The organism is Shewanella sp. NKUCC06_TVS, assembly GCF_019345515.1.
In the GTDB taxonomy this organism is placed as follows: domain Bacteria; phylum Pseudomonadota; class Gammaproteobacteria; order Enterobacterales; family Shewanellaceae; genus Shewanella; species Shewanella oncorhynchi.
In genome coordinates, this window is record NZ_JAHKQX010000002.1 from 381,763 (window position 1) to 405,818 (window position 24,056).

At 45.6% G+C, this 24,056-nt stretch carries 22 protein-coding genes and 1 other RNA gene; 12 read left to right on the forward strand and 11 right to left on the reverse strand.

The genetic code is table 11. From position 1 onward, the window contains the following. Positions 1 to 284: 284 nt before the first annotated feature. The 6 genes from KO531_RS03745 to KO531_RS03770 all read left to right on the forward strand — a co-directional run bounded on the left by KO531_RS03745 (position 285) and on the right by KO531_RS03770 (position 5,878). A complete protein-coding gene (locus tag KO531_RS03745) occupies positions 285 to 1,199 on the forward strand; it encodes a nuclease-related domain-containing protein (protein WP_219250416.1) in 915 nt (304 codons plus the stop codon). 58 nt (positions 1,200 to 1,257) lie between these two features. Beyond that, positions 1,258 to 2,463: an SIR2 family protein gene (locus tag KO531_RS03750; protein ID WP_219250417.1), complete on the forward strand. Its 1,206-nt coding sequence runs from the start codon at positions 1,258 to 1,260 to the stop codon at positions 2,461 to 2,463. After that, entirely contained in the window at positions 2,456 to 4,231 is a 1,776-nt protein-coding gene (locus tag KO531_RS03755; RefSeq protein ID WP_219250418.1) for an ATP-binding protein, read from the forward strand. The genes KO531_RS03750 and KO531_RS03755 overlap by 8 nt, the downstream gene beginning before the upstream one ends. A gap of 25 nt (positions 4,232 to 4,256) precedes the next feature. Then, positions 4,257 to 4,463 (forward strand): KTSC domain-containing protein, encoded by a 207-nt coding sequence (locus KO531_RS03760; RefSeq protein WP_219250419.1) that lies wholly within the window; start codon positions 4,257 to 4,259, stop codon positions 4,461 to 4,463. A gap of 65 nt (positions 4,464 to 4,528) precedes the next feature. Then, on the forward strand, positions 4,529 to 5,041 hold the full coding sequence (locus tag KO531_RS03765) for an SLATT domain-containing protein (protein ID WP_219250420.1): 513 nt from the start codon (positions 4,529 to 4,531) through the stop codon (positions 5,039 to 5,041). A 414-nt stretch (positions 5,042 to 5,455) separates the two neighbouring features. Next, on the forward strand, positions 5,456 to 5,878 hold the full coding sequence (locus KO531_RS03770) for an Imm26 family immunity protein (RefSeq protein WP_251068834.1): 423 nt from the start codon (positions 5,456 to 5,458) through the stop codon (positions 5,876 to 5,878). Positions 5,879 to 6,279: 401 nt separating this feature from the next. Here KO531_RS03770 and gcvP read toward each other — a convergent pair whose 3' ends face one another. The 6 genes from gcvP to KO531_RS03800 form a co-directional block, all read right to left on the reverse strand. Further along, entirely contained in the window at positions 6,280 to 9,168 is a 2,889-nt protein-coding gene (gene gcvP, locus KO531_RS03775) for an aminomethyl-transferring glycine dehydrogenase (protein ID WP_212599689.1), read from the reverse strand. A 122-nt stretch (positions 9,169 to 9,290) separates the two neighbouring features. Then, positions 9,291 to 9,680 carry a glycine cleavage system protein GcvH gene (gene gcvH / locus KO531_RS03780; protein ID WP_011845766.1) on the reverse strand — a complete coding sequence of 130 codons (390 nt, stop codon included), beginning with the start codon at positions 9,678 to 9,680 and terminating at the stop codon, positions 9,291 to 9,293. 25 nt (positions 9,681 to 9,705) lie between these two features. Continuing rightward, positions 9,706 to 10,800 (reverse strand): glycine cleavage system aminomethyltransferase GcvT, encoded by a 1,095-nt coding sequence (gene gcvT / locus KO531_RS03785; RefSeq protein WP_219250422.1) that lies wholly within the window; start codon positions 10,798 to 10,800, stop codon positions 9,706 to 9,708. Positions 10,801 to 11,053: 253 nt separating this feature from the next. Beyond that, positions 11,054 to 12,277: an FAD-dependent monooxygenase gene (locus KO531_RS03790; protein WP_219250423.1), complete on the reverse strand. Its 1,224-nt coding sequence runs from the start codon at positions 12,275 to 12,277 to the stop codon at positions 11,054 to 11,056. Positions 12,278 to 12,319: 42 nt separating this feature from the next. Further along, the gene (gene ubiH / locus KO531_RS03795) at positions 12,320 to 13,561 is read right to left on the reverse strand and encodes a 2-octaprenyl-6-methoxyphenyl hydroxylase (RefSeq protein ID WP_219250424.1); all 1,242 of its coding nucleotides are present in this window, start codon (positions 13,559 to 13,561) and stop codon (positions 12,320 to 12,322) included. Between the two features lie 179 nt (positions 13,562 to 13,740). Beyond that, positions 13,741 to 14,316 carry a UPF0149 family protein gene (locus KO531_RS03800; protein ID WP_105252998.1) on the reverse strand — a complete coding sequence of 192 codons (576 nt, stop codon included), beginning with the start codon at positions 14,314 to 14,316 and terminating at the stop codon, positions 13,741 to 13,743. Positions 14,317 to 14,551: 235 nt separating this feature from the next. Between KO531_RS03800 and KO531_RS03805 the strand changes: the two genes are divergently transcribed. From KO531_RS03805 to KO531_RS03815, 3 genes are all read left to right on the forward strand, one after another. Next, positions 14,552 to 14,854: a cell division protein ZapA gene (locus KO531_RS03805; protein ID WP_105250206.1), complete on the forward strand. Its 303-nt coding sequence runs from the start codon at positions 14,552 to 14,554 to the stop codon at positions 14,852 to 14,854. A gap of 117 nt (positions 14,855 to 14,971) precedes the next feature. Then, a non-coding RNA gene (gene ssrS, locus KO531_RS03810) (6S RNA) lies at positions 14,972 to 15,152 on the forward strand. Positions 15,153 to 15,161: 9 nt separating this feature from the next. Continuing rightward, positions 15,162 to 15,860, forward strand: coding sequence for a 5-formyltetrahydrofolate cyclo-ligase (locus KO531_RS03815; protein ID WP_219250425.1), 699 nt, complete (start codon positions 15,162 to 15,164; stop codon positions 15,858 to 15,860). Between the two features lie 224 nt (positions 15,861 to 16,084). Here KO531_RS03815 and folM read toward each other — a convergent pair whose 3' ends face one another. Beyond that, a complete protein-coding gene (folM, locus tag KO531_RS03820; RefSeq protein WP_219250426.1) occupies positions 16,085 to 16,831 on the reverse strand; it encodes a dihydromonapterin reductase in 747 nt (248 codons plus the stop codon). 266 nt (positions 16,832 to 17,097) lie between these two features. Between folM and KO531_RS03825 the strand changes: the two genes are divergently transcribed. Further along, entirely contained in the window at positions 17,098 to 17,496 is a 399-nt protein-coding gene (locus KO531_RS03825; RefSeq protein ID WP_212599683.1) for a DUF393 domain-containing protein, read from the forward strand. A gap of 95 nt (positions 17,497 to 17,591) precedes the next feature. Here KO531_RS03825 and mdh read toward each other — a convergent pair whose 3' ends face one another. Then, entirely contained in the window at positions 17,592 to 18,527 is a 936-nt protein-coding gene (gene mdh / locus KO531_RS03830) for a malate dehydrogenase (RefSeq protein ID WP_105250210.1), read from the reverse strand. Between the two features lie 294 nt (positions 18,528 to 18,821). Here mdh and argR point away from each other — a divergent pair, with 294 nt between their 5' ends. Next, positions 18,822 to 19,292: a transcriptional regulator ArgR gene (gene argR / locus KO531_RS03835; protein WP_006080175.1), complete on the forward strand. Its 471-nt coding sequence runs from the start codon at positions 18,822 to 18,824 to the stop codon at positions 19,290 to 19,292. 147 nt (positions 19,293 to 19,439) lie between these two features. Here argR and KO531_RS03840 read toward each other — a convergent pair whose 3' ends face one another. Further along, positions 19,440 to 20,072, reverse strand: a complete 633-nt coding sequence (locus KO531_RS03840; protein WP_219250427.1) for an NAD(P)-dependent oxidoreductase — start codon at positions 20,070 to 20,072, stop codon at positions 19,440 to 19,442. Positions 20,073 to 20,178: 106 nt separating this feature from the next. Here KO531_RS03840 and KO531_RS03845 point away from each other — a divergent pair, with 106 nt between their 5' ends. Beyond that, positions 20,179 to 21,081: a LysR family transcriptional regulator gene (locus tag KO531_RS03845; protein WP_219250428.1), complete on the forward strand. Its 903-nt coding sequence runs from the start codon at positions 20,179 to 20,181 to the stop codon at positions 21,079 to 21,081. 72 nt (positions 21,082 to 21,153) lie between these two features. Here KO531_RS03845 and KO531_RS03850 read toward each other — a convergent pair whose 3' ends face one another. Together KO531_RS03850 and ggt are read right to left on the reverse strand one after the other, a co-directional pair. After that, a complete protein-coding gene (locus KO531_RS03850) occupies positions 21,154 to 22,089 on the reverse strand; it encodes a Dyp-type peroxidase (RefSeq protein ID WP_173496718.1) in 936 nt (311 codons plus the stop codon). 248 nt (positions 22,090 to 22,337) lie between these two features. Then, entirely contained in the window at positions 22,338 to 24,050 is a 1,713-nt protein-coding gene (gene ggt / locus KO531_RS03855; RefSeq protein WP_219250429.1) for a gamma-glutamyltransferase, read from the reverse strand. Between the last annotated feature and the right edge of the window lie 6 nt (positions 24,051 to 24,056).

A 24,056-nucleotide genomic window follows, 5' to 3' on the forward strand; every position in this document is an offset into this window, starting at 1 on the left:
TGTTATTTAAAATACATTTTTGTGATAAAGCGCATTGATTAAACCGTATTGAGCAGGTTAAAGTGTGACCACAAAGTAAAAAGTGTGACCACTTAAGGAAAATGCAGGGCAAACTCGAACTCAATCATCGAGCACGCCATTTAGGGAAGAAGAAGCAAATCAGCAATGTGCGCCCAAACTCTAAACAGACAAGTCTGCCACCACTTTCCAAAATAATAAGTACATTTTATTAGCGGGTTATGTCATTAGATTGGCTGTTGACTCGCATTACTTCAGGGACGTAAATGGCAGACTTCGGCAGCAATCTATTATCCGTTGTAATTATTCTATCCAGTCTGTTTGTCGGCGCTGGAGTGTTACATGTGTTTCTTAAATATCGCGATGCAACGCTAACCCTACCCGTTGATCGTGAGCAGTTGATCCGCATCCCCGCCTATGGATTACAACAGCAAATCCAAGATCTGCAATTAGATTTAATGGGCTACATGATGATGGGAGCCGTGATTTTTTGCTTCCCCTTTGCACTCAACAGCATTCAAGCACATATCGCCGTAGGTAAATTCCCTTGGTTATTAAGCATCACAGCATTAATGGGCTTAACCTATTGCGGCTTTAAAACATGGAAAAACTTTTCAAAGCTCACCAAGTTACGCCTAGGTCATACAGCAGAAATCGCCACAGCCAATGAACTCATAGGCTTACAAGCATTGGGTTATCAAGTGTTTCACGATGTCCAAGCCGACGGCTTTAACATCGACCATCTTGTCGTAGGCAAAAATGGCGTATTCGCCATTGAAACCAAAGGCCGCCATAAACGGAACAAAGACCTACTCCAAACCAATGGCAATGGCTCAAGCTCTGGCAAAAAAGGCTATCAAGTATTTTATAAAGACGGGCGCTTAAACTTCCCCTCATGGACTGAAACCAAGCCCATAGAACAAGCCGAACGGCAAAGCAAATGGGTCAGCCAATGGTTAACCAAAGCCACAGGAACACCCGTCGCCGCCACACCAGTACTCGTATTCCCCGGCTGGTTTGTCACCTGCCAGACCAAGCCACCGTTCCCGATCGTTAACCACAAACAATTAGTCGGCACGATCCCAACACTCAGAACCCAAGCCCTTACCCAGCAACAAGTCGACACCATCATCTACCAAGTCGCCCAAAGATGTTTGAGTAAAAGCGAGGTAGGGAAATGATCATAATAAAGTTAAATCTGACCACACATATCAAACTGCTTTGACCAAGGAAAGTCATATGCCAACTACAACGGTACATAATCCAGATCAGTACATGTACGATTTTCGTCATGTACTCGCACACAGTAAAAAGAAGATTGGCATACTAATCGGTGCTGGTGCACCTTTCAGTATTAATGTAGCTGAGGCTGGGGCAGCAGAAAGGGAACCGTTAATTCCTGATATTGCAGGCCTAACTAGGATTGTGTATCTAGGATTGGAGGAAGTAACAGAAAAACCTGCCTTTGATGCATTAGCCCACGAAATCGGTGACAAGAACATTGAGCTTATACTTTCAAGAGTTCGCTCGCTAGCTGAAGTAATAGGGATATTTAAAGTTCATGGTCTTGATGCTCAAGGGTATCAAAATCTCTCAAAGAAAATATGCCATATAATAAAAGAAGTTGTTAATAAGCAGCTCCCTGAAAATGAAAACCCCTATAGTCATCTAATATCATGGATTAATGGTATCAATCGTGATTCAGCTGTTGAAATATTTACAACTAATTATGATCTTCTTTTAGAAGAAGCAATGGAAAGAGCCAGAACCCCTTATTTCGATGGTTTTTCAGGTGCCAAAAATGCTTTTTTTGACCCTTCCAGTATTTCAAGTAATGATCTACCAGCAAAATGGATTCGGCTGTGGAAGCTTCATGGTTCCATAAACTGGACTAGAAATGATAACGGAGAGATCATAAGAGGAAATAGTGAAGCTGAAGGGACTATGGTTTATCCTTCACACATTAAATATGACCAAACACAATCAGCACCGTTTTCTTCACTGTTTGAACGATTAAAGAATTTTCTTCTCGAACCTGACACCCTACTTTTAACAACAGGCTTCTCATTCGCAGATGCTCATATCACCGCCAAATTAGATGAGTGTTTATCAGAGAATAGATCCTCTGCGATTTTTGCTTTTCAATACAGAAAATTAGAAGAAGAACCTTTCGCGATAAAAGCAGCAATGAGAACACCAAATATTAGTGTTTATTGCGCTGATGGAGCTGTGATTAATGGAGTTAGAGCACCGTGGGTCATAGGTGAGCCACCGAGTAAGAATTGGGATATTATCAGAAATGAATATTGGTCACCTACATCTAGACATTTCAAACTCGGTGATTTTGTCACATTCACTAAGTTTCTAGCCAGTTCAGGGGGGACGTTATCTTTAACCCAAAAAGTCGCTAAAAGTGAAACTGACGAAGGTAGTGACAATGACTAAGCCACCGACATATTTAGGAAAAGTTATATCAGTTTCTGGAGCTTCGATTTTCGTAGAGTTGACTCCACAAGTAATGTCTGGCCTGCTAGTTATTGAAGGTAAAACTCACAGAATTGGCCAAGTAGGTAGCTTCGTAAGAATACCTCAAGGCTACAACAACCTTTATGGCATTATCTCTGAAACAGTTGAAAATACAGATTCAATTGATTTATCAGGGAAAATAAACACTCGTAGACAACTTAAAGTTGAGTTGGTTGGTGAGGCTATTGGTAATGATTTTGAACGAGGCATAAGTCAGTTTCCTTCTATTTCAGAAGAGGTTCACCTTGTAACCGAACAAGACTTAAAGAAAATTTATGGGACACAGGAAAAAGGTCAAATTGTCATAGGAAAATTATCTAGCTCAGATAGTATTAATGTCAGTATTGATCTAGATAATTTAGTTAACAAACATAGTGCAATTTTAGGTTCAACAGGTTCAGGTAAGTCAACTAGTGTCGCAAGCCTCTTAAGAGCTATTATAACTTCACATACTCAAAATATTTTGATGCCATCAGCAAGAATTGTTCTATTCGACTTACATGGTGAATACTCATCAGCATTAAGCGATATTGCAAATGTGTTTTCAATAAATGCTGACAATGACGCTGAAAATCTATACATTCCATATTGGTGTGTTGCTCCAGATAGTCTTATAGATTTTCTTTGCGGCCCAAGTACTGATCTAAAAAATAATTTTATAGACCTCATTATCGATGAAAAAATTAATTTCGTGAATGCTAATGACAACATAAAAATAAACATCAACAAGATAACGGCTTACACTCCAATTCCCTTTAGATTAGATAAGATTTGGTATGAATTATTTCATACTTATTCAGTTAACTGGTTAGATGAGGACATGACCGAACCTGCTTATACTGACGAAGGTAATGTAAAAGAACTCAAACCACCTAGATTTAAAGCAGCGTGCACTAAGAAAGAAGAAAGAGTAAAGAAAGGAACAGGTAATAGCGGTTGGAAAAAAAATCTAGATTTAATGCGTTCGAGGTTACTTGACTCTCAGTATTCTTTCTTCCTAAAACCAGGAGATTGGACCCCTAATGAAGAAAACAAATGCGAAAAAGACCTTTCATCACTGATAGCTAATTGGGTTGGCGGAGATAAGCCTATAACCATATTAGACCTATCAGGTATGCCTTCAGAAAGACTAGATCTTTTACTCGGATCCATGCTCGACATTCTCTTTGAATCAGCGATTTGGAGTAAGAATTTAAATGTGGGTATGAAAAAAAATCCACTATTGCTAGTTATGGAAGAGGCGCATCGATATCTATCAACTGAAAACTCTGGGTTATCAAAATCAATGGTGAGAAGGATAGCAAAAGAAGGGCGGAAATTCGGCGTGGGTTCAATGTTAATAAGCCAAAGACCTTCTGAGATTGATGAAACGATTTTATCTCAGTGTGGAACGTTATTTTCACTGCGCATTAGTAATGCTACAGATAGAGCACGGGTAAAATCAGCTATGTCCGACAGTCTATCTGGAATTGTAGATTCACTCCCTATATTGCGAACAGGTGAAGCAATTGTCACTGGAGAAGCAGCAAAACTTCCTATGAGATTTAAATTTCGAATTCCAAAAGAAGGGCAATTTCCTAATAGTCATGACCCTAAAGTTACAGAAAGTTGGTCTAAAGACAAAACCGACCATAATTTTGTAGACTTAGTAACATCTTGGCGACTACAAGATACAAAAAAACATTAACTCACACCATATATTGGAGAAGATCATGGAAAGACAACCTGTTGAATCAAGCAACTTAGTTTCTGTTGGTTACGATGAAAATACTTCTACTCTTGAAATAGAGTTTAGAAGTGGTACATATCAATACTTTAATGTACCGTACCATATCTATGAAGAATTAATGAGTTCTAGCTCTGCTGGAACTTACCACCATCAAAATATCAAAAATGTCTTTGAATACAATAGAATTTAATTGTAATGAAGAGCGTTTACTAAAGCGCTCTTCGTTTAACATTTCTACTATCTGAGCCGCGATGAATGAACACAGATAAAAACATTAATGCGCCTGAAACTGAAGTTTCACATGAAGTCACATCGACAAATGATAGAACAAAAATTTATGAATTGATAAACCAATGGTTAACTAGACTTCATGATGCTCAAATTGGCCACTATACTTGTTCAGAAAAACTTTATTCTACTGCAAATAAGACTGGTTATGCTTTGATTATTAGTTCAACAATTGTGACGGCTATGCTTTTTATGGATGCCAAAGGATGTTGGAAATTACTACTAGTTTTAATGAGTATTTTATCTGCCACACTATCAGGAGTAGTTTCATTTGCTAGATTCGCCGAGAAAGCTGAGCAGCATCGTTCTGCGGCAGGTTGCTATGGAAAGTTGAGACGACAACTAGAAAAACTTAATACTATAAAAACTAAATTAGATGATGACGAGCTTAATAAGCAATTAAAAATACTTAGAATAGAATGGGAGTATACATCTCAAAATGCCCCGTTAACTCCTATCGCTTCTATCAAGAAAAAATAAAGCATCTAATTAAGCATTAAAATCTAAACTTATATCAACGAAGATATTTTCAATAAAATTGCCGAATTACCAAAAGTCAGGACAGGCAAAACTCTCCTCTCAACAGTTACACCAGATTAAGCATTGTTGCACCAGTGACCTTCTAAAACATGGATGTTTTAGTAGAGCCTACAGGGATGTATCTACGGCGAGTCACTTGTGTAACAGTGCGAAAGCCTGCGGCAGGCAATTAGGAAATACCGTTGCCAAAAGCCATGATAAAGCTATTTCGCAGCACTAAACTCAGCAGAAATAAAATTCAAATCATTAAAGGTGGACGGCACAATTTAACCCTTCTAAAGTAGAAAGTTGTGATTGAGGTGATAAGATACTGGATGATGCTCTTTCTATTCTAAGAGGTAAAATATTGTGAAAATGAGATATCAAGAAGGTGATATTTTTATTATTCCTACAGAGGGTAAATTTGCCATCTGCCAAATTGTTTTTGCCCCAAAAGGGAAGTTTAAGCAAGTCATAGGTTTCTGCGTCCTATTTGTACAGGATAATAAAGTTTTTAAAAGTGATGACGTACTTCGCCCTCTTCCTATCATGGATATGGGGAAAGAGATGAAAGTTATATTTACTGGGAATCAAAATGTAAAAAATGGTTCTTGGGAGATAATTGGACATGCAGACCTGACCGAAGATAAAGACGAATTAAGGATCTTTAATTACGCAGGAGGGCTATATAAGGGAGAGAAAGAAATTAAACGAATCCCTGTCTCTGAGTATAATAACTATACCTCAATGGAGGTGTATGGTTTCGAGCTTGTTAATAGCTTATTGGCAAGCCTGTAACACCTCCGTTTTATCAGCCAGCGTCTTGTATTTGGGAAATGTCAGAACAAGCATAACTCTGTACTAAACCGTTACACCAGAACAGGCATTGTTGCACCAGTGACCTTCTAAAATATGATGTTTTAGTAGAGCCTACAGGGACGACTAATATTTAAATTATTGCCGGCGAGTCACTGATGTAGCGAATATAAAAGAATGCGGAAGCCTGCGGCAGGCAATAAAAAAGCGACCTTTCGGTCGCTTTTTTATGCTTCAAATTCGCTGAAGCCAACTACACCATAATTGCGTTGCTGGCGAAGCTAATGCAAGGCGGATTGAAAGCTTTCGCGCGGAGTTGACTCCTGTCAATGAGCACGAAAGCTGAGATTCAACGCCGCAGTAGCTAGCCTAAGCAGCAATTATTACTCGTAGTCTGATAATGGTGCACACGAACACATTAGGTTACGATCACCGTACACATCATCAATACGATTCACGGTTGGCCAGAACTTGTTAGTACGCACTGCTGCACTTGGGAACACGGCCACTTCGCGGCTGTATGGACGCGTATCGAACTCTGGGTCCATGATATCGGCCATAGTGTGCGGTGCGTTGTGCAGCGGGTTGTTGTCCGCTGGCCATTCGCCCGATTCCACTTTGGCGATTTCAGCGCGGATTGACACCATAGCGTCGATGAAACGATCGAGTTCCACCTTAGACTCAGATTCCGTAGGCTCAATCATCAGGGTTCCCGCAACAGGGAAGCTCATGGTTGGCGCGTGGAAACCGTAGTCATTCAAACGCTTAGCGATATCCATTTCAGTCACGCCTGAAGCTTCTTTCAGTGGACGTAGGTCGATAATACATTCGTGCGCCACGCGATCGTTACGGCCACGGAACAATACTGGGTAGTGTTCAGACAACTTCTTCATCACATAGTTAGCGTTTAACAGCGCAGTTTGGGTCGACTTTTTCAGGCCCTTTGAACCAAGCAGCTTAATGTACATCCAGCTGATCGGCAGAATGCCCGCGCTACCGTAAGGTGCAGCCGATACGGCGCCGTTGTTGTCGCTCACGCGGCCCGGTTTAACCACAACGTGACCCGCAACGAATGGGGCTAAGTGTGATTTCACGCCGATTGGGCCCATACCTGGACCACCACCGCCGTGTGGAATCGCGAAGGTTTTGTGCAGGTTAAGGTGTGATACGTCGGCACCGATAAAGCCAGGAGACGTTAAGCCGACCTGAGCGTTCATGTTGGCGCCATCTAAGTACACTTGACCACCGTGCTGATGCACTATGTTGCAGATTTCGCGGATAGATTCTTCATACACACCGTGGGTCGATGGGTAAGTGATCATGATGCAAGACAAGTTTTCAGCCACTTCGGCAGCTTTCGTCTTCAGATCTTCTAAATCGACGTTACCTTGCTTGTCACAGGCCGTCACCACCACTTGCATACCGGCTAATTGCGCCGATGCAGGGTTAGTACCGTGGGCAGATTGCGGGATCAAACAGATGTTTCTGTGCGCATCGCCACGTGACTCATGGTATTTCTTGATGGCTAACAAGCCAGCGTATTCACCTTGAGCGCCAGAGTTAGGTTGGATGCACACAGCGTCGTAGCCTGTAATGTTCACTAACCAAGTCGACAACTCTTCAATCAACTGAGTAAAGCCTTTGGCTTGATCCAGTGGGCTGAATGGGTGCATGTTGGCAAATTCAGGCCAGCTCACAGGGAGCATTTCAACCGCTGCGTTTAACTTCATGGTGCAAGAGCCCAGTGAAATCATCGAGTAGTTAAGTGCTAAGTCTTTGCTTTCGAGACGTTTGATATAACGCATCATCTCGGTTTCGCTTTGATAGCGATTGAAGGTTGGGTGGCTTAAAATCGCATCTTGGCGCACGAGTGCCGCCGGAATCGATTGGCTACCTTGGCTCACGATTTGCGCGTCTAACGCGGCAACATCTAAACCATGGCCAGCACCTAAGATCACATCGAACAGGGCTTCGATATCTGTGCGCAACGTGGTTTCGTCTAAGCTCACGCCCACAATACCATCGGCATCGAAACGTAGATTCATTTCAGCAGCCAGTGCGCGTGCATTGACGGCAGCAACATCTAAGCCTTTGATGCTAACAGTATCAAACCAAGTGCTGTTGACTAAGTTCACGCCCTTCGCTTTTAAGCCTGCCGCTAAAATGTCGGCGAAACGGTGAATGCGTGATGCGATAGTTTTCAGGCCATCTGGGCCGTGGAATACGGCGTAGAAAGACGCCATATTCGCTAACAGAATTTGTGCAGTACAAATGTTTGAGTTGGCTTTTTCGCGGCGGATATGTTGCTCACGAGTTTGCATTGCCATACGCAGTGCGCGGTTACCACGGGCGTCTTTTGACACTCCAATGATACGGCCAGGCATAGAACGCTTGTGTTCGTCACGGGCAACGAAGAAGGCCGCGTGTGGACCACCAAAGCCCATTGGCACACCAAAACGCTGCGCACTACCGAATACCACATCGGCGCCCATAGCGCCCGGTGATTTCAGTAATACCAAGGACATAATGTCGGCGGCGACAGTCACAACCACATTCTTCGCACGTAGAGTTGCGAATAATTCGCTGAAGTCAGTGATTTGACCAAAACGGTTAGTATATTGGAACAAAGCACCAAACAGCTCATGGTTAACGGCCTCAGATGCAGGGCCAACCACCACTTCAAAACCAAAACACTCAGCGCGGGTTTTCACTACGTCTAAGGTTTGCGGGAACACATCATCGGCAACGAAGAAGATATTGGCTTTTTTCGCTTTAGAAACGCGCTTTGCCAGCGCCATCGCTTCGGCAGCAGCAGTTGCTTCATCTAACAAAGAAGCAGAAGCCAAATCTAAACCCGTTAAGTCCATCGACACTTGTTGGAAGTTTAGAATGGCTTCTAAACGGCCTTGGGCGATTTCTGGCTGATATGGCGTATAAGCCGTGTACCAACCTGGGTTTTCAAATACGTTACGCAGGATCACGTTTGGCACTTGAGTGCCGTAGTAACCCATGCCGATATAGCTCTTAAATACTTGGTTTTGTTTCGCTAAACCACGAATGTAAGCAATGCCTTCGGCTTCGCCGCAGGAATCACCAATGCTCAGATCTTGGCTTAAACGGATCGACTCAGGCACAATTTGCGCGGTCAGATCGTCCAGAGACTCAGCACCAACATAGTTCAGCATGGCTTGCTGTTGGCTGCTATCTGGGCCGATATGACGACGTAGGAATAAATCGTGCTGTTCTAACTGAGTGAGGGTTTGCTTGGTCATGATAAACCTTGTTCCAGATTTGCCGAAATTCAGAACTGTAGGGTACTGATTAACGGACTGTTGTTATGTCAATCTTGCGCTAAAACAAACGAAGCCCCTTAGGGCTTCGTTAGCGTCGACGATTATTCTTCGTCGATGACAGCTTGGTAGCCTTCAGCATCCAGCAGAGCGTCGACTTCTGATTCGTCAGAAGGCATTACGCGGAAGAACCAGCCTTCGCCGTAAGCACTGCTGTTAACGAGTTCTGGCGAATCTTCCAGCGCTTCGTTCACGGCAATCACTTCGCCAGAAATAGGGGCATAAATGTCAGACGCCGCTTTTACTGATTCAGCTACAGCACAGTCTTCACCCGCAGTCACAGTGTCGCCAACTTCTGGGAGTTCAACGAAAACCATGTCACCTAACAGCTCTTGGGCGTGCTCAGTGATACCTACTGTGTAGCTACCGTCTTCTTCCTTGCGGATCCATTCGTGTGAAGAGGCGTATTTCAGTTCTGTCGGAATATTGCTCATTGTTCTTGTTCCTTGTTCCGTTTTTTTAAAATGCTTGTTTACCGTTGCGCACAAAGTTTGGCGCCACTACTCTAACAGCCACACGTTTTTTACGCATTTCGACTTCCGCAGTATCCCCAATCGAGCTAGGAACACGTGCCATCGCAATAGAATAGCCCAATGTTGGCGAGAAAGTCCCGCTGGTGATCACGCCTTGTTGCTCTACACCGGCTGCGTCAGTGAAAAATACTGGCATATCATGGCGTAACACGCCCTTTTCTTCCATCACTAGACCAACAAGTTTGCTGGTTCCGGCATCGCGAAGTGTTTCGAGGGCTTTACGGCCGATGAAGTCACGGTCGCTTGGTTCCCATGCAATAGTCCAGCCCATGTTGGCGGCCAATGGGTTGATGGTTTCGTCCATGTCTAAGCCGTAAAGGTTCATACCGGCTTCGAGACGCAGTGTGTCACGGGCACCGAGACCACAAGGTTTCACCCCTTGATCTAACAATGCTTGCCACAAGGCTTGGGCTTCATCTTCTGGGACGATAATTTCGTAGCCCGCTTCGCCTGTGTAACCCGTAGTCGCAATAAACAGTGAGCCTGCTTGCTTACCGAAGAAAGGTTTCATGCCTTCGATGGCGGCGTTTTGCTCGGCACTGAACACGGCAGCGGCTTTCGCTTTTGCGTTAGGACCTTGAACGGCAATCATCGCCAGCTCAGGACGCTCAGTCACAGTGACATCAAAACCTTGGGATTGCTTGGCGATCCAAGCGAGATCTTTTTCGCGGGTCGCTGAGTTCACTACCACGCGGTAGTTAGTGTCAGTGAGGTAATAAGTGATGAGGTCGTCGATGATACCGGCATTGTCATCTAACATGCCGCTGTATAAGGCTTTACCTGGCACTTTAAGTCTAGCCACATCGTTCGCCAGCAACTTACGTAGAAATGCACCAGCGTCGCTACCTATCACATCAACCACAGTCATGTGGGATACGTCGAACATACCCGCGTCTTGACGCACAGCGTTGTGTTCTTCGATTTGTGAACCATAGTTGAGGGGCATATCCCAACCGTGGAAGTCGACCATCTTAGCGTTTGATTCTAAGTGCTTGTTAAACAGAATAGTTTTGTTAGCCATTGTTATCCCTTTTTGCGGCCTTTTTCAGGTCTCTGCCTAGTGTAGGGTGTAGATACTAGGGTCTAAAATGCGGCGAAATTATACCTTGCGTCACAAATTTGTATACAGGAGATTTTTCTAATCCGAAGCCATTGTCATTAGATTTTCTCATCTTCAACATGTAATTTTTTTACATGCGAAGGCCAGATTTGCGCAGCTTGCAGTCAATATGCTGATATTAGCGGCAATTCTGATCACATTAGCGCAACCTAGGCTAACGGCACAACTTAGGCAGTGCCGACTTATTGCCCATGGCCTGTTGTATGAACACTGTTTTCAGCCCAGCGACATTATCAACCAGATTTAATCCCAGATCGCGAATCGCCTTTTTGACTGGGTTTGAACCTTCGAATAGGCGTTTAAAGCCCTCCATCGCTGCGATCATCTCCATTGCATCGGCTTTGCGCCAACGTTCAAGTGCACGCAGCTGCGCATAATCGCCGATATCTTTACCCGCTTGCTGTAATTCGCTGATCACTTCGATAATGCTGGCCGCATCTAAAAAGCCGAGGTTCACCCCTTGGCCAGCCAGCGGATGAATAGTATGGGCAGCATCGCCTGCTAATACTAAACGGTGGCGGGCAAAATGGCGGGCGTAGCGCATCCGTAATGGGAAAGCGTGGCGCTCGCTTTCCAGCTTGCAAATCCCTAAACGACCGTCGAAAGCAGCGGTTAAGTTGCGCTCAAATTGCACTTTATCCATTGCCAATAACTCAGTGGCGCGCTCGGGCGGCACCGACCAGACGATAGAGCAGAGATTGTCTTCAAACAGAGGTAAAAATGCTAGCGGACCGTCCTGCAAAAACACTTGGCGGGCGGTGGCAAGGTGTGGCATTTCGGTACGAATAGTTGCGACGATTGCGTGGTGGCCGTAATCCCAGAATGTCAGCGGGATCTTGCATTGCTCACGCACCCAAGAGTTGGCGCCATCGGCGGCTATCACAAGTGCAGCACTGACACTTTCTATTTCAGAATCGGCGCCATTGGCAAGGGTCAACCAAGCTTCGCGCTCACCAAAAGCAATGCGCTCTAAGCGTTGGTTTTGAATATGGGTGATATTGTCAAACTCACTGACACGTTTGGCGAGGGCAAAGCTAATGGCATCGTTTTCGATAATCGCGCCGAGACTGGTTTCGCTGATGCTGTTGGCATCAAAGGCAATTTTACCGAAACCGTCTTTATCCCACACCGCCATTTTTTGATAAGGCGTAGCGCGGGAAGTGTCTAAATAACTCCATGCCCCTAAGTTTTCTAACAAGCGCTGGCTCGCCTTATTGATGGCGCTCACCCGTAAACGCGGCTCGCCGCTCACGGCTTCTGTGTGGCCCGCATCGATAACGACGACATTCAGATCGGCCTGCGCCAATCCAATCGCGGTGGCGAGTCCCACCATGCCGCCACCCACAATGGCGATGTCATAGGCTTGTGAACTTAACATGGGTACATCCTTTTCGCGTTGCGATACCAGTAAATTGCGGAGTTATTTCCAGCCCATTGCCTTTTGAGCGACGGGGGTTTTCAGTGGCGGAAACCAAGACAAGAGCCGTAATCCTAAGTTACGCCCCAGCGCCATAGGCCAATATTGGTTTGAAAAGCCACGGACTAAAAATTCGATATTTCGGATAGTGCTGTTTCTGTCATGCTCGCGGGCATTAAGGTACGCATGGGTCACAGCGGCGGAGCCGATATCTTCGCCCTGTGCTAGCGCCTTTTGGATCACCTCGAGCAAACTCACCACATCCCTCAACCCTAAGTTAAATCCTTGCCCCGCAATCGGATGCAGTGTCTGCGCCGCATTGCCGATAAACACACATCTGTGATGAATTGGCCTTGGCATATAGGACAAATTAAGCGGATACGCATGGCGCGCGCTGACATCGATAAACGTGCCCGCACGATAACCAAAGGCCTGTTGCAGCGCCGCTAAAAACTCGGCCTTAGGCGCGGCTTGCATCTGTTTAGCCCGCGCATCATCGAGCGCCCACACGAGAGATAAGCGAGGTTGACCTTGAATATCGGCCATAGGCAATAAGGCTAAGGGACCCGTTTGGGTAAAGCGCTCATAGGCCCAATGTTTATGAGGCCTATTGGTTGGCAAATCGGCAGTTTGAATATTGGCAATAATGGCCGTTTGCTCGAAGGCCACTTGGGTCACGGGCAAATTAAAACTGCTGCGCACTTTGGATTGCAAACCATCGGCGGCGACCACAAGTTTGGCTTGAATTCGCTCGCCCGTATCGAGCACTAAGGTGTGACCTTCAACGGCGGGTTCTACTTGGGCAAGCTTGGCGGGGCAATAGAGTTTGACATTACTCTTATTCAACTCGTTAAACAGCACTTGGCCAACCCGTTCAAGCTCAACCACTTGGCCTAGGGCATCTAAATGAAACTGCGCCGCATTGAGTTCTGTCATGCCAAAGTGGCCGCGATCCGACACATGGATATTTTCAATCGCCGTGCCCAAATGGGCGAGCTTTTGCCATAAACCTAAACGGGATAATTCGAAAATAGAACCGTGGGCGATAGCAATAGAGCGGGCATCGAACCCGGGGTGTTGCTTATCGGGAAGGTGCGCTTCGATTAAGGCGATAGAAAGTGGCCGAGCTGCGGATAGAGAAAGACGCGCGAGAGCTAACGCTAGGGTCGCCCCCGCCATCGCACCGCCTACAATTGCGATGTCGACGTGTTGAACTGAAGTATCCATGTGATTTGTGGCCGTCATGGGGATCTCATTCAAGCTTTGGCATAACACTAAGGCATGTAAACATAAAAGATGTAAACATCAATGCTATGCACTCAAAAACACCAGTGCTATGGACTCAAAGGCAGGTTTGCCCACCTTTGACATCTAATGAAGCCACTACTGTGTTAACTTATTGAACATTAAACAACCGCGGTAAATTAATGCACCACCGCAGTATCATCAGCCTCGCCATGGGGAAGCTCAGGACCAAACTCCGAGTAACACATGATGGCTGCAATACGGACAAACTCGAGTAATTCAGTGTAAGCGGCTTCGGATTCTTCATCGTCGGCAACATCAAATTCCACTTGGGCAATTTCCGCCAAGTCTTTGATCACTTCACGTACTTCTGCCGAGGCTTGATTCAGTTTCGGCTGAATAATCGCCATGCCAGTCAAAAAACTCTGGGTCCACAGGGACAAGGCTTCAACACGTTGGCTGAGCGGCTCTTCTTCTTCGGGCAACAGCGGCATGAAACCAAATTCAAAATCCACTAAACGCGTCACTGAATCGTTAAACAAATCACACACTAATTGGTGCAACTGCGCTGGCAAAGGTTGACCATCGTTCATCAGGTCGAATAAAGGCTTGATCCAAGTGTCGCCAGTTTGCTCTACACCACCGCAGATTAAACCGACTAAAGCACCGTGAACTTCTACCGGATGCTGGCCGATTTCAGCCGCATCTAAGGCGAGTTTTAAGCTGTCGATACGTAACGAAGGAGGGGTTGCCATATCAGATCCCAATAAGATTTTTCCAGCAGCAATGCTAGCAGAGATAAAGACTTGAACCAATACTGAATCCCAATAATGGCGAAATCGGCCACGCCCTGATAAAAAACTATCCAACTGCTCACACAAACAGCAAACAAAACCGTCAAAGACCAATCCATTTGCGGCTTACCTTGCACTTTTAAGATCAGCCCTATATAGTCCGCCCTAAGAGGCTAACGAAAGGATCACCCGCGACATGAGTAACAGTGCTGTTGAAATTACCCTACTTGGGCGCACCTACTCTATCGCTTGCCCGAAAGGTCAAGAGGATGCCTTACGTACGGTAGCGTTGGGAGTTGAACAACAACTCAGTGCGTTAAAAACCCGAACCAATAGCCTAAGCCGTGAAGAAATTGCGATCATGGCGGCGCTGAATATTGGACACGAGTTGTTCCAAGAAAAGCAAAAAAATAAGCACTACATGCAACAGATGGACGACAGGATCAGCTTGCTGCAGTCGACCCTCGAAAGTGCCTTAGTTGAGCGTTCAACTAAATAGATTTAAACTGTGCACCTTAGTGATTTAACACTCATTGAGTTAAACCAACTGACGCACAGTGAATGGCTAAACTGGCTTATTTAAATAAACCAATGCTTTAGCAATTCAATACCGTTTTGCTCCCTGGGATGCATGCCAACTGGTAATGTCCCTGTGCCGATAATTTTTATCTCAGGGTGAATGCTTTACTGACATTGTGCATGCTCGGCTTGTACCGAGAAGCCTTAGGAGGTAATCATTTACCCGCCTTGAACCTACGGTTCAAGGGCTACACCGGTAGCGGCATTCTGGGGAGCATCTTAATTCTATGTCTACATCTTCCAAACTTTCTCATTTGAATACCCAAAGCGACACGGCGCACCTTGCCGTAGAAGTCGCTGATGCCGTAGATGTCGCAAACTATGCGGCAAATATCGCACTCCATACAAAAGAAAGCCGCAATCTGTTACGCAAAACCATTCGCACCGCCCGTAAATCTCTCTCCGAAATAGAACAAACCCAAGCAAGTTTAAACGCCTGCCAGCGAATGCTCGATGCATTGCAGGCCAACAAAGCGCAACATGTGGCGTTATATCTCACCCATGATGGCGAACTCGCCACGCCACCGCTGATCGCTGTGCTATGGCAAATGGGCATAAACACCTATCTGCCTAGGTTACATCCCTTCAATGCCGGACAATTATTATTCCTGCATTACACCGCAGACACCCCCATGCAACCCAATCAATTCGGCATCTTAGAACCTAAATTAGATGTGCGCGCCATTATCCCAGTGACAGAGTTAGATGTTGTTATCACGCCCTTAGTGGCTTTTGATTTAATGGGAAATCGTATGGGCATGGGCGGCGGCTATTACGATAGGACGCTGGCAAACTGGCAGCTTAAAGGTAAACCTTTGCCAATGGGTTACGCCCACGACTGTCAGCAAGTGACGAGTTTACCTTGCGAACATTGGGATGTGCCTTTACCGTTCATCATCACCCCAAGTCGGGTACTGACGTTTTGAAAAAGAAGGATCTAGAAACTAGAAGCTAGGGCGCTTCGCTGCTAGAAAAAGCAGAGCGTCGCTCCATAACTGCTCCTGCACTCTTTCTATTAAAGAATTCTACCTCCTACATCTGACCACTTTGGAGGGTGAAAATGTCACATTGGGTATGAAACAAAATAGATCATGCAGTCGTTCGCTCCTTCTAGAATCTAGAGCCATGCCGTGGCGTTCTAGAGCCTTCTCTACCTTAAATGCCGGCCACCATCGACATTATGGCAACGACCGGTGACGTAGCGGCTATTCAGCAGATATTCCACTAAGTCGATAATTTCCTCATTTCCCGCCTCTTTCGGCAACAGCGCTTTGGTTAAGGTTTTTTGCTGATAGGCAGCGTCATCACCCGCATTAAATAGGATCATCGCTGGCGCAATCGAATTCACTTTGACCTCGGGCGCAAACTTGGCGGCAAAGGATAGCGTCATATTGTGCAGCGCGGCTTTACTGGCGGCATAGGCGATATGCTTCTGACTGCCCTTCTCTGCCACATAGTCAGTAATATGAATCACATCACTGCCGCCGATTTCATCGCCAGCAGCCGCACGTAGCAGCGCCTCTAAGGCCAAGTTCAACTGATAGGGCACGCTCACATGCACTTGCATCATCCGCTGCAGCACTTGGCTCGGCGCAAAAGTGGTACTCTTTAAAGGCTCATTCTTTGTAAGCACAGGATCAGGCAGCCAATCTGAGGCATTGTGAATAATGGCGCGAATTTGCGGCAATTTAGCTAACTCAGCAATTAAGGATTGCACTTGGGCATCGTCATAAAAATCACAGGGATACAGAGTCGCACCTAAAGCGTTAAGCTCATCGATGCTAGCGTAATGGCTGCGATAAGTACCAATCACACGCTGACCTTGGGCGAGAAAATGTTTAGCTAAGGCGTAACCTATGCGTTTACCCACGCCTGTGATTATGATGGGAGATGTCATACCTATCCTTTTGAGTCGTTATTGGTCAGGTTTTACCTTGTTCGCTTAAAAATCAGCAATCAAGTTAAACTGATGAATAACCAAGATGTTACTGCACTCATTTGAATTTAACCTAACAAAAAGCCAAATGAGATGCTGATCCGTTCTACAATCACCTCGATCTAAAACCCTTTCTTCTGCGTATAGGGTAGAAGAAAACCAAGCTTAAGTACTCAAGCCAAGAGCTTAGACCAAGTATTGTGATCAAGTCATCAGAGGTAATACCGATGGAACTGCGGATTTTTTACGATGGAAATTGTCCATTATGTAGCGCCGAGATGCGCCAACTGAAAGCGCGCGATCCGAAGAACTTGATTGCGCTTGAAGATTTAAATGCGCCAGACTTTAGTAAGCGCTTCAGCCATATCGATAGAGACTACGCTAATACGATTCTCCATGGCGAAACCGCAACGGGCGAAGTGTTACTCGGGTTAGATGTCACTTGTAAAGCGTGGGCACTGACAGGGACGCGCGCTTGGATCCAACTATTACGCCTGCCCGTGATTAAAACTGTCGCCGATTGGTGCTATCTCAGATTCGCAAAACACAGATATCGCATCTCTTATTTACTGACGGGCAAAGCCCGCTGCGATGATAACTGCCAAATTCCCACTAAGCGCCGCTGAATGAGCTTTAGAAAGAGTAAAACGCAGGCATAAAAAAACGGAGCTCAATGGCTCCGTTTTTAATTCGTCATAATCTAAAAAGATTATCCGAAAGATTATTTAACGAAATCAACGCCTAGTTTGATATCGCCTTTCAGCGTATCTAACATAGAATCACGAGCGTTAGCTTCGAATGCACTCACTTCACCGTAAGGCAGTACTTTTTCAATACCGTTTTTGCCTAACAGCACAGGTTGTGCGAAGAATTCAGCATGCTCGCTGCCGCCGTCAACATAGGCGCATTCAACGATGTTAGCTTCGCCTTGCAGACCACGAACCAGAGACAGACCGAAACGGCAAGCCGCTTGACCCATAGACAGAGTCGCGCTTCCGCCACCGGCTTTAGCTTCAACCACTTCTGTACCCGCGTTTTGGATGCGAGTCGTCAGACTTGCCACTTCTTCGTCAGTGAAAGTCGCGCCTTCAACTTGAGACAGTAATGGCAGAATGGTCACGCCGCTGTGGCCGCCGATCACATTGACTTTAACGTCAGCAACGTTCAGGCCTTTTAATTCGGCGATGAAAGTTTCAGAACGGATCACGTCTAGAGTCGTGATACCGAACAGACGGTTTTTATCGTAAACACCCGCTTTTTTCATCACTTCTGCAGCGATAGCTACGGTCGTGTTGACTGGGTTAGTGATAATGCCAACCAAAGCCGTAGGGCAAGTTGCCGCTACTTTTTCGATCAGGTTGCGAACGATACCCGCATTGATATTGAACAGATCTGAACGATCCATACCAGGCTTACGCGCAACACCAGCAGAAATTAGAACAACGTCAGCACCCACGAGGGCAGGCGTTGGATCTTCACCAGCAAAACCTTTGATTTCAACAGCAGTTGGAATGTGGCTCAAGTCAACCGCAACACCCGGAGTTACCGGTGCGATATCATATAGAGACAATTGTGAACCCGCAGGCAATTGAGTTTTTAACAGTAGGGCAAGAGCCTGGCCGATACCACCAGCAGCACCAAGTACAGCAACTTTCATAGTTATCTCCGTTATTTCTCGGATATGTGTGACATGGATCTAATTTGCGTTGGCGTCACATTACTGGAATGTCACAACAATTTCAATTATCCCTTAGTCGTGGGACAAAAGAATTCCGGAATAACGTAGAAGCAATGTAGAACAATTACTCAAATTGGGATTTTTACGCCCCCTACAAACGCTTAACCACTGGGGCTTAGTGAATTTTTATTCAACCAATCTGGTTATTTGTTGACAATTTTTCTAAAAATATTCAAAATGGGCCTGTTTTTTTGAATAACGAATAATAATATTATGCAAACAACCAAGAATCAGGATGACCTTGTTAGAATTTTTAAGTCGATTTTAAAAGAAGAGCGCTTTGGCTCTCAGAGTGAAATCGTCACCGCCTTGCAAGCTGAAGGCTTTGGTAATATTAACCAATCAAAAGTGTCACGCATGCTCAGCAAGTTCGGCGCAGTGCGGACTCGCAACGCTAAGCAAGAGATGGTGTATTGCTTACCAGCCGAATTAGGCGTACCCACCGCGGGTAGCCCACTGAAGAATTTGGTACTCGACGTCGATCACAACCAAGCTATGATCGTCGTGCGAACTAGCCCAGGTGCCGCGCAGCTGATTGCCCGTTTATTGGATTCTATTGGTAAACCAGAAGGCATTTTGGGTACGATTGCCGGTGATGACACTATCTTTATTTGCCCATCGAGCATCCAAGATATCGCCGATACCTTAGAAACCATCAAATCTTTATTCAATTACGCAGAATAAAAAAACAGGTCAGTGAGCTGACCTGTTCTATTTTATCTGTACATTTTGAAGTGCAATATAGCGCTGGTTATTTGGCCATTGTCCCGATTACGTTACACATTCCAGCACAATATCTAACTCACAATATCTAACTCAACTATAACGATATCAGTAAGCCACACTGATGCGCTGGTTTGGGTGAGCGCCCTTTTCGGCTTCATCTACCATGGCTTTTGCGTAATCGGTTACAGAGATACGGCTTTGACCATTAGCATCGGTAAAGAAGCTGTCGCCACCAAGGCGATATGGACCTTCACTCTCGCCAGGATAAATCTCAGCGGCTGGGCTCACAAAGGTCCAATTAATTGCAGTTTGCGCCGCACGGAATACCTGCAAGGCTTCACCCTGAGCTAACGCCTCATCTTTATATGCAGCGGGAAAATCTGGGCTAGAAACCAAAGTCACCCCCGGTGCCACTTCTAAGCTGCCTGCACCACCAACCCACAATAAACGTGGCACCTTAGCGTTGGGCAGCACATCCAGTAAATGCTGAACTGTACTCGCCACTAGGCCATGATTTTGTTGTGCGCGGCCACCAACAGAGGCAATAACAACATCTACGCCAGCGAAGGGTTCTGCCACTAATGGCTGCTCTAAATCCACAGCATGCACAGCCACGTTGGTAGCGGATAACTTACTCGGATCACGCACTAACGCTGTTACTTGGTGCCCACGACTCAATGCTTCTTTTAAAATTGCACCACCGATCCAACCTGTTGCACCTAAAATTGCGATTTTCATTTCGTTAACTCTCTCTGATGATTTACATTGAAGCCAGTTTACTTGCAGTGTTTCACGTGATAAACATCAATAAATGAGCATGATTGTTTCAGTTTGAGGTACTAATATGGATAAAATTGCCGCAATACGCAGTTTCGTCGAAGTCGCAAACTGTGGCAGCTTTACCAAAGCTGCCGAACATTTAGACCTCAGCCGCCTACAGGTTTCCCGTCATATTCAAGAAGTGGAGCAGTGGTTGAGTTTACGCTTATTACACCGCACCACGCGCAGCGCCAGCTTGACTTTGCAGGGTGAGGAAGCGCTACAATTTTGCCAGCGGATCTTAAGTGAAGTTGCTGCCATGGAGAGCCGTGCCCACAGCCATAACAGTGAACTGGTAGGCAGTATTCGTATCGCTACGCCTATTGGCCTTGGGCAGCACAGTCTATTTGATGTCGTCGATCGCTTTATTAAAATTCATCCTAAGGTCAACATTCAACTGGTAATGTCGGACAGTTTTGCGCAATTGGTAGATGAAAGAGTCGACGTGGCGCTACGTTATACTGAGCAGCCCGATGAAAATCTCATAGCTCGGCGTTTGATGACCATAGATGCGGTACTTTGCGCGGCGCCGAGCTATCTTGATAGCGCAACGCCACTCCTCGAACCCATTGATCTGCTGGCCCACAACTGCCTCATACACTCAGTGCAACAAAACTGGTCTTTTCTAAAAGAACTGCAAGCCGAGCACGTCAAAGTTACAGGGAATCTTAGGGCTAACGATATGGGAGTGTTGGTCAGTGCGGCGCTACGTGGACATGGCATAGTGCGGTTACCCTGTGACTTGGCTAACCAATACCTTGCCAGTGGTCAGCTCAAAGAAGTCCTACCCGAATTTACGACACCAGGCCAAACCTTGTGGGCGGTATATTTGTCCCGCAGTTATCAGCAAAATCTAGTGCGCGCTTTTATCGATTTCACCGCCCTGCAATGGCAGCTCGATATCAAAAAATGGGTTCCCGCACATTAGCATAAAAAACGCACTTAGGCGTTAGCTTAAGTGCGTCTCGATTGATACTAATCCGGCTTGATTATAGAAAGCTTATTCGTCGAACTGCAGCATAAAATCTAGTGCGGGGGCAAAGAAAGATGAACCTGTCATCGCCTTAGTAAAATGCATCAAGTGATCATGATTGCCTGCGCCATCACCAAACATCATGCTATGCAGCATCTTTTCAAAATGTTCTGGCGTGCGGCAGTTAGAGATAAACATTAATCCCTGCTCCTTCAGCGAACCATAGGGCATACTCTGACGCAGGATCTCCATTGATTTACCATCGGCATCTTTAAGATTAACGCGCTTGATATGGCTGGTCAGTGGCTTATCTTCAGATTCATACTCGATATTATCTTGCTTAGTACGGCCGATAATATCCTCTTGTTTTTTAACTGGTAATCTATGCCACTTACTCAAGTTATGGGCATATTTTTGCACATGGATATAGCTGCCACCCTTAAACTCAGGATCCTCATCACCCACAAGTGCCACTTCCTGGCGGTGGCGCCCCTTAGGGTTTTCGGTGCCATCGACAAAACCAGTCAAATCGCGGCTATCCATAAATCTAAAGCCACGCTCTTCTTCAACTAACTCTACTAAGTCTTCAAACATTTGGCTGATTTCATTAGCCACTAGATGCAGAATGTCGTAACGATCACTGCGAATATGCACGAATAAATCATATTCAATTGCAGGCGCTTCACGACTGCCCACTTGCATCGCAGGGAAAGGTTTGAGCAGTTCTGGGCGAGCAGTAGGATAGAGGCTATCCCAATAATTAGCACCAATACCAACAAAACCATTGAATGCACTGTCGGAATATTGATCTGTCAGCTCATAAATATACTGCGCAACGTTGGCAAGACAGGGACGTAATTGCGACTCGACATTGTCATTGGCATTAAACATCAAATAGACACTGTGTAAGTTCCCCTCTGCACACACACCCAACTGTTCACGCGGCATATTTTGAATATCCATTTGGTTATCACCCTTTTTCTAAATTCATTTTCGGCAATATTATCCGCAACTTTACCTAAAAATGACATTAACTAACGCACAGTTTGCTCTGATCTGTTTATGATAATGCCAATAGCGGAGCATTATCCCACCCAAGACCCTTAAACATAAAAATTGACGAGACCATTAAAGTCTCGCCAATCAGTTAAATCGAATCAATGACGTCAGGTTCACTCAGTATTGAGCTTACCTTAGCATTTATCTTAGTGTTAATAGCCTGCGGCGTGACCATCCTTGCGACTCTCAGAAGCCGCACGATATACGCCAGTTTCGGCATTAAATCCAATGGCTTGATAGCCACCAAACTCTCCAAGTCCATCACGCAGCACATGGCCTTTCTTAATCAACTCACGACGGGTTTCTACCGGAAAACCTGATTCTAGACTGACGTAGCCACCATCATTCATCACTTCGCCTGTGGGCTCGGTTGAACCCATATGCAAAATTCTGGGGGCATCGCCCGCTTCTTGCAAGTTCATTTTAAAATCAATCAGATTCATTACAATCTGCGCGTGCATTTGTGGCTGAGTCGCGCCGCCCATCACCCCAAAGCTCAGCCAAGGTTTACCGTCTTTGGTCACAAAAGCCGGAATAATGGTATGGAATGGACGCTTGCCCGGTGCGTAGGTATTAAAACGCCCTTCCGTTAAATCAAACATTTGCCCGCGGTCTTGCAGCACAAAGCCGAGATCCGGCGGTGTCATCCCTGACCCCATACCACGGTAATTACTCTGAATGAGTGACACCATGTTGCCATCTTTGTCAGCGGTAGTCAGGTACACAGTATCGCCATGTTGCAACGCTGGATTACCCGCATCGACACTCTTGGCGGCTTTTGTAGGGTCAATCAACTTAGCGCGATCATAGTTATATTTCTGTGAGATAAGCTCAGTAACGGGCACTTTATTAAAGGCCATGTCGGCATAAAACTTAGCTCTGTCGGCAAAGGCGAGTTTCTTTGCTTCGACAAATAAATGGACATATTCAGGACTATTAAAGCCCATGGCAGCCACATTAAAGGGCTCCATAGTTTTTAAGATTTGTAGCGCAGCAATGCCTTGACCATTAGGTGGCAGTTCCCACACATCGTAACCACGGTAGTTCACCGAAACGGGATCTATCCAGTCGCTAGTATGGCTCGCTAAGTCATCATAACTTAAATAACCACCTTGGGATTTCATGTACTTATCAATACTTTTGGCAATATCACCTTTATAGAAAGCATCGCGGCCGCCCTTGGCAATTTTCTCATAGGTGTTAGCAAGCGCGGGATTTTTAAAGATTTCCCCTACGGCAGGCATCTTACCATTAGGCATATAGGTTTCTTTAAAACCGGGGAATTTAGCCAGTTTTTTACCACTGCCATCAAGGTAATAGGCAATCAACTCTGACACAGGGAAACCATCACGGGCGTAATGAATGGCAGGCGCGAGGTTATCAGCCATAGCTAATTTACCAAACTTATTATGCAGCTCATACCAACCGTCCACAGTGCCCGGTACAGAAACCGGCAAAGGTCCAAGCGGCGGTAAATAGTCTAATCCGAGGGATTTAAGCTTTTCTAAACTTAAGGATTTGGGACTGCGCCCCGATGCATTTAGACCATAGAGGCGTTTATCTTTTGCGCTCCAAACGATAGCAAATAAGTCCCCGCCGACACCCGAGCCCGTTGGCTCGACTAATCCTAACATAGCGTTAGCGGCAATCGCTGCATCGACCGCACTGCCGCCCTGTTTGAGTATATCAATAGCGACTTGCGTGGCTAAAGGCTGACTGGTCGCCGCCATCCCTTGGGTTGCATACACTTCTGATCGCGTTGCGAAGGCTTTACCTGTGATCCTATCCATGGCCATCACTCCTGAAGACGATATTACCGTTGCTACAATAACGAGGGTGCAAATTGAATTTATTGTTTTTATCATAATTCC

Excerpts from the sequence above, each read along its gene's own strand:
- KO531_RS03815 (WP_219250425.1), top strand. The coding sequence starts at position 15,162 with ATGTCTACATCTTCCAAACTTTCTCATTTGAATACCCAAAGCGACACG.
- KO531_RS03770 (WP_251068834.1), top strand. The coding sequence starts at position 5,456 with ATGAGATATCAAGAAGGTGATATTTTTATTATTCCTACAGAGGGTAAA.
- ggt (WP_219250429.1), bottom strand. The coding sequence starts at position 24,050 with ATGATAAAAACAATAAATTCAATTTGCACCCTCGTTATTGTAGCAACG.
- KO531_RS03755 (WP_219250418.1), top strand. The coding sequence starts at position 2,456 with ATGACTAAGCCACCGACATATTTAGGAAAAGTTATATCAGTTTCTGGA.
- folM (WP_219250426.1), bottom strand. The coding sequence starts at position 16,831 with ATGACATCTCCCATCATAATCACAGGCGTGGGTAAACGCATAGGTTAC.
- KO531_RS03745 (WP_219250416.1), top strand. The coding sequence starts at position 285 with ATGGCAGACTTCGGCAGCAATCTATTATCCGTTGTAATTATTCTATCC.
- gcvP (WP_212599689.1), bottom strand. The coding sequence starts at position 9,168 with ATGACCAAGCAAACCCTCACTCAGTTAGAACAGCACGATTTATTCCTA.
- KO531_RS03800 (WP_105252998.1), bottom strand. The coding sequence starts at position 14,316 with ATGGCAACCCCTCCTTCGTTACGTATCGACAGCTTAAAACTCGCCTTA.
- KO531_RS03790 (WP_219250423.1), bottom strand. The coding sequence starts at position 12,277 with ATGTTAAGTTCACAAGCCTATGACATCGCCATTGTGGGTGGCGGCATG.
- gcvH (WP_011845766.1), bottom strand. The coding sequence starts at position 9,680 with ATGAGCAATATTCCGACAGAACTGAAATACGCCTCTTCACACGAATGG.
- KO531_RS03845 (WP_219250428.1), top strand. The coding sequence starts at position 20,179 with ATGGATAAAATTGCCGCAATACGCAGTTTCGTCGAAGTCGCAAACTGT.
- argR (WP_006080175.1), top strand. The coding sequence starts at position 18,822 with ATGCAAACAACCAAGAATCAGGATGACCTTGTTAGAATTTTTAAGTCG.
- mdh (WP_105250210.1), bottom strand. The coding sequence starts at position 18,527 with ATGAAAGTTGCTGTACTTGGTGCTGCTGGTGGTATCGGCCAGGCTCTT.
- KO531_RS03760 (WP_219250419.1), top strand. The coding sequence starts at position 4,257 with ATGGAAAGACAACCTGTTGAATCAAGCAACTTAGTTTCTGTTGGTTAC.
- KO531_RS03850 (WP_173496718.1), bottom strand. The coding sequence starts at position 22,089 with ATGGATATTCAAAATATGCCGCGTGAACAGTTGGGTGTGTGTGCAGAG.
- KO531_RS03765 (WP_219250420.1), top strand. The coding sequence starts at position 4,529 with ATGAACACAGATAAAAACATTAATGCGCCTGAAACTGAAGTTTCACAT.
- KO531_RS03825 (WP_212599683.1), top strand. The coding sequence starts at position 17,098 with ATGGAACTGCGGATTTTTTACGATGGAAATTGTCCATTATGTAGCGCC.
- KO531_RS03805 (WP_105250206.1), top strand. The coding sequence starts at position 14,552 with ATGAGTAACAGTGCTGTTGAAATTACCCTACTTGGGCGCACCTACTCT.
- KO531_RS03750 (WP_219250417.1), top strand. The coding sequence starts at position 1,258 with ATGCCAACTACAACGGTACATAATCCAGATCAGTACATGTACGATTTT.
- ubiH (WP_219250424.1), bottom strand. The coding sequence starts at position 13,561 with ATGACGGCCACAAATCACATGGATACTTCAGTTCAACACGTCGACATC.
- gcvT (WP_219250422.1), bottom strand. The coding sequence starts at position 10,800 with ATGGCTAACAAAACTATTCTGTTTAACAAGCACTTAGAATCAAACGCT.
- KO531_RS03840 (WP_219250427.1), bottom strand. The coding sequence starts at position 20,072 with ATGAAAATCGCAATTTTAGGTGCAACAGGTTGGATCGGTGGTGCAATT.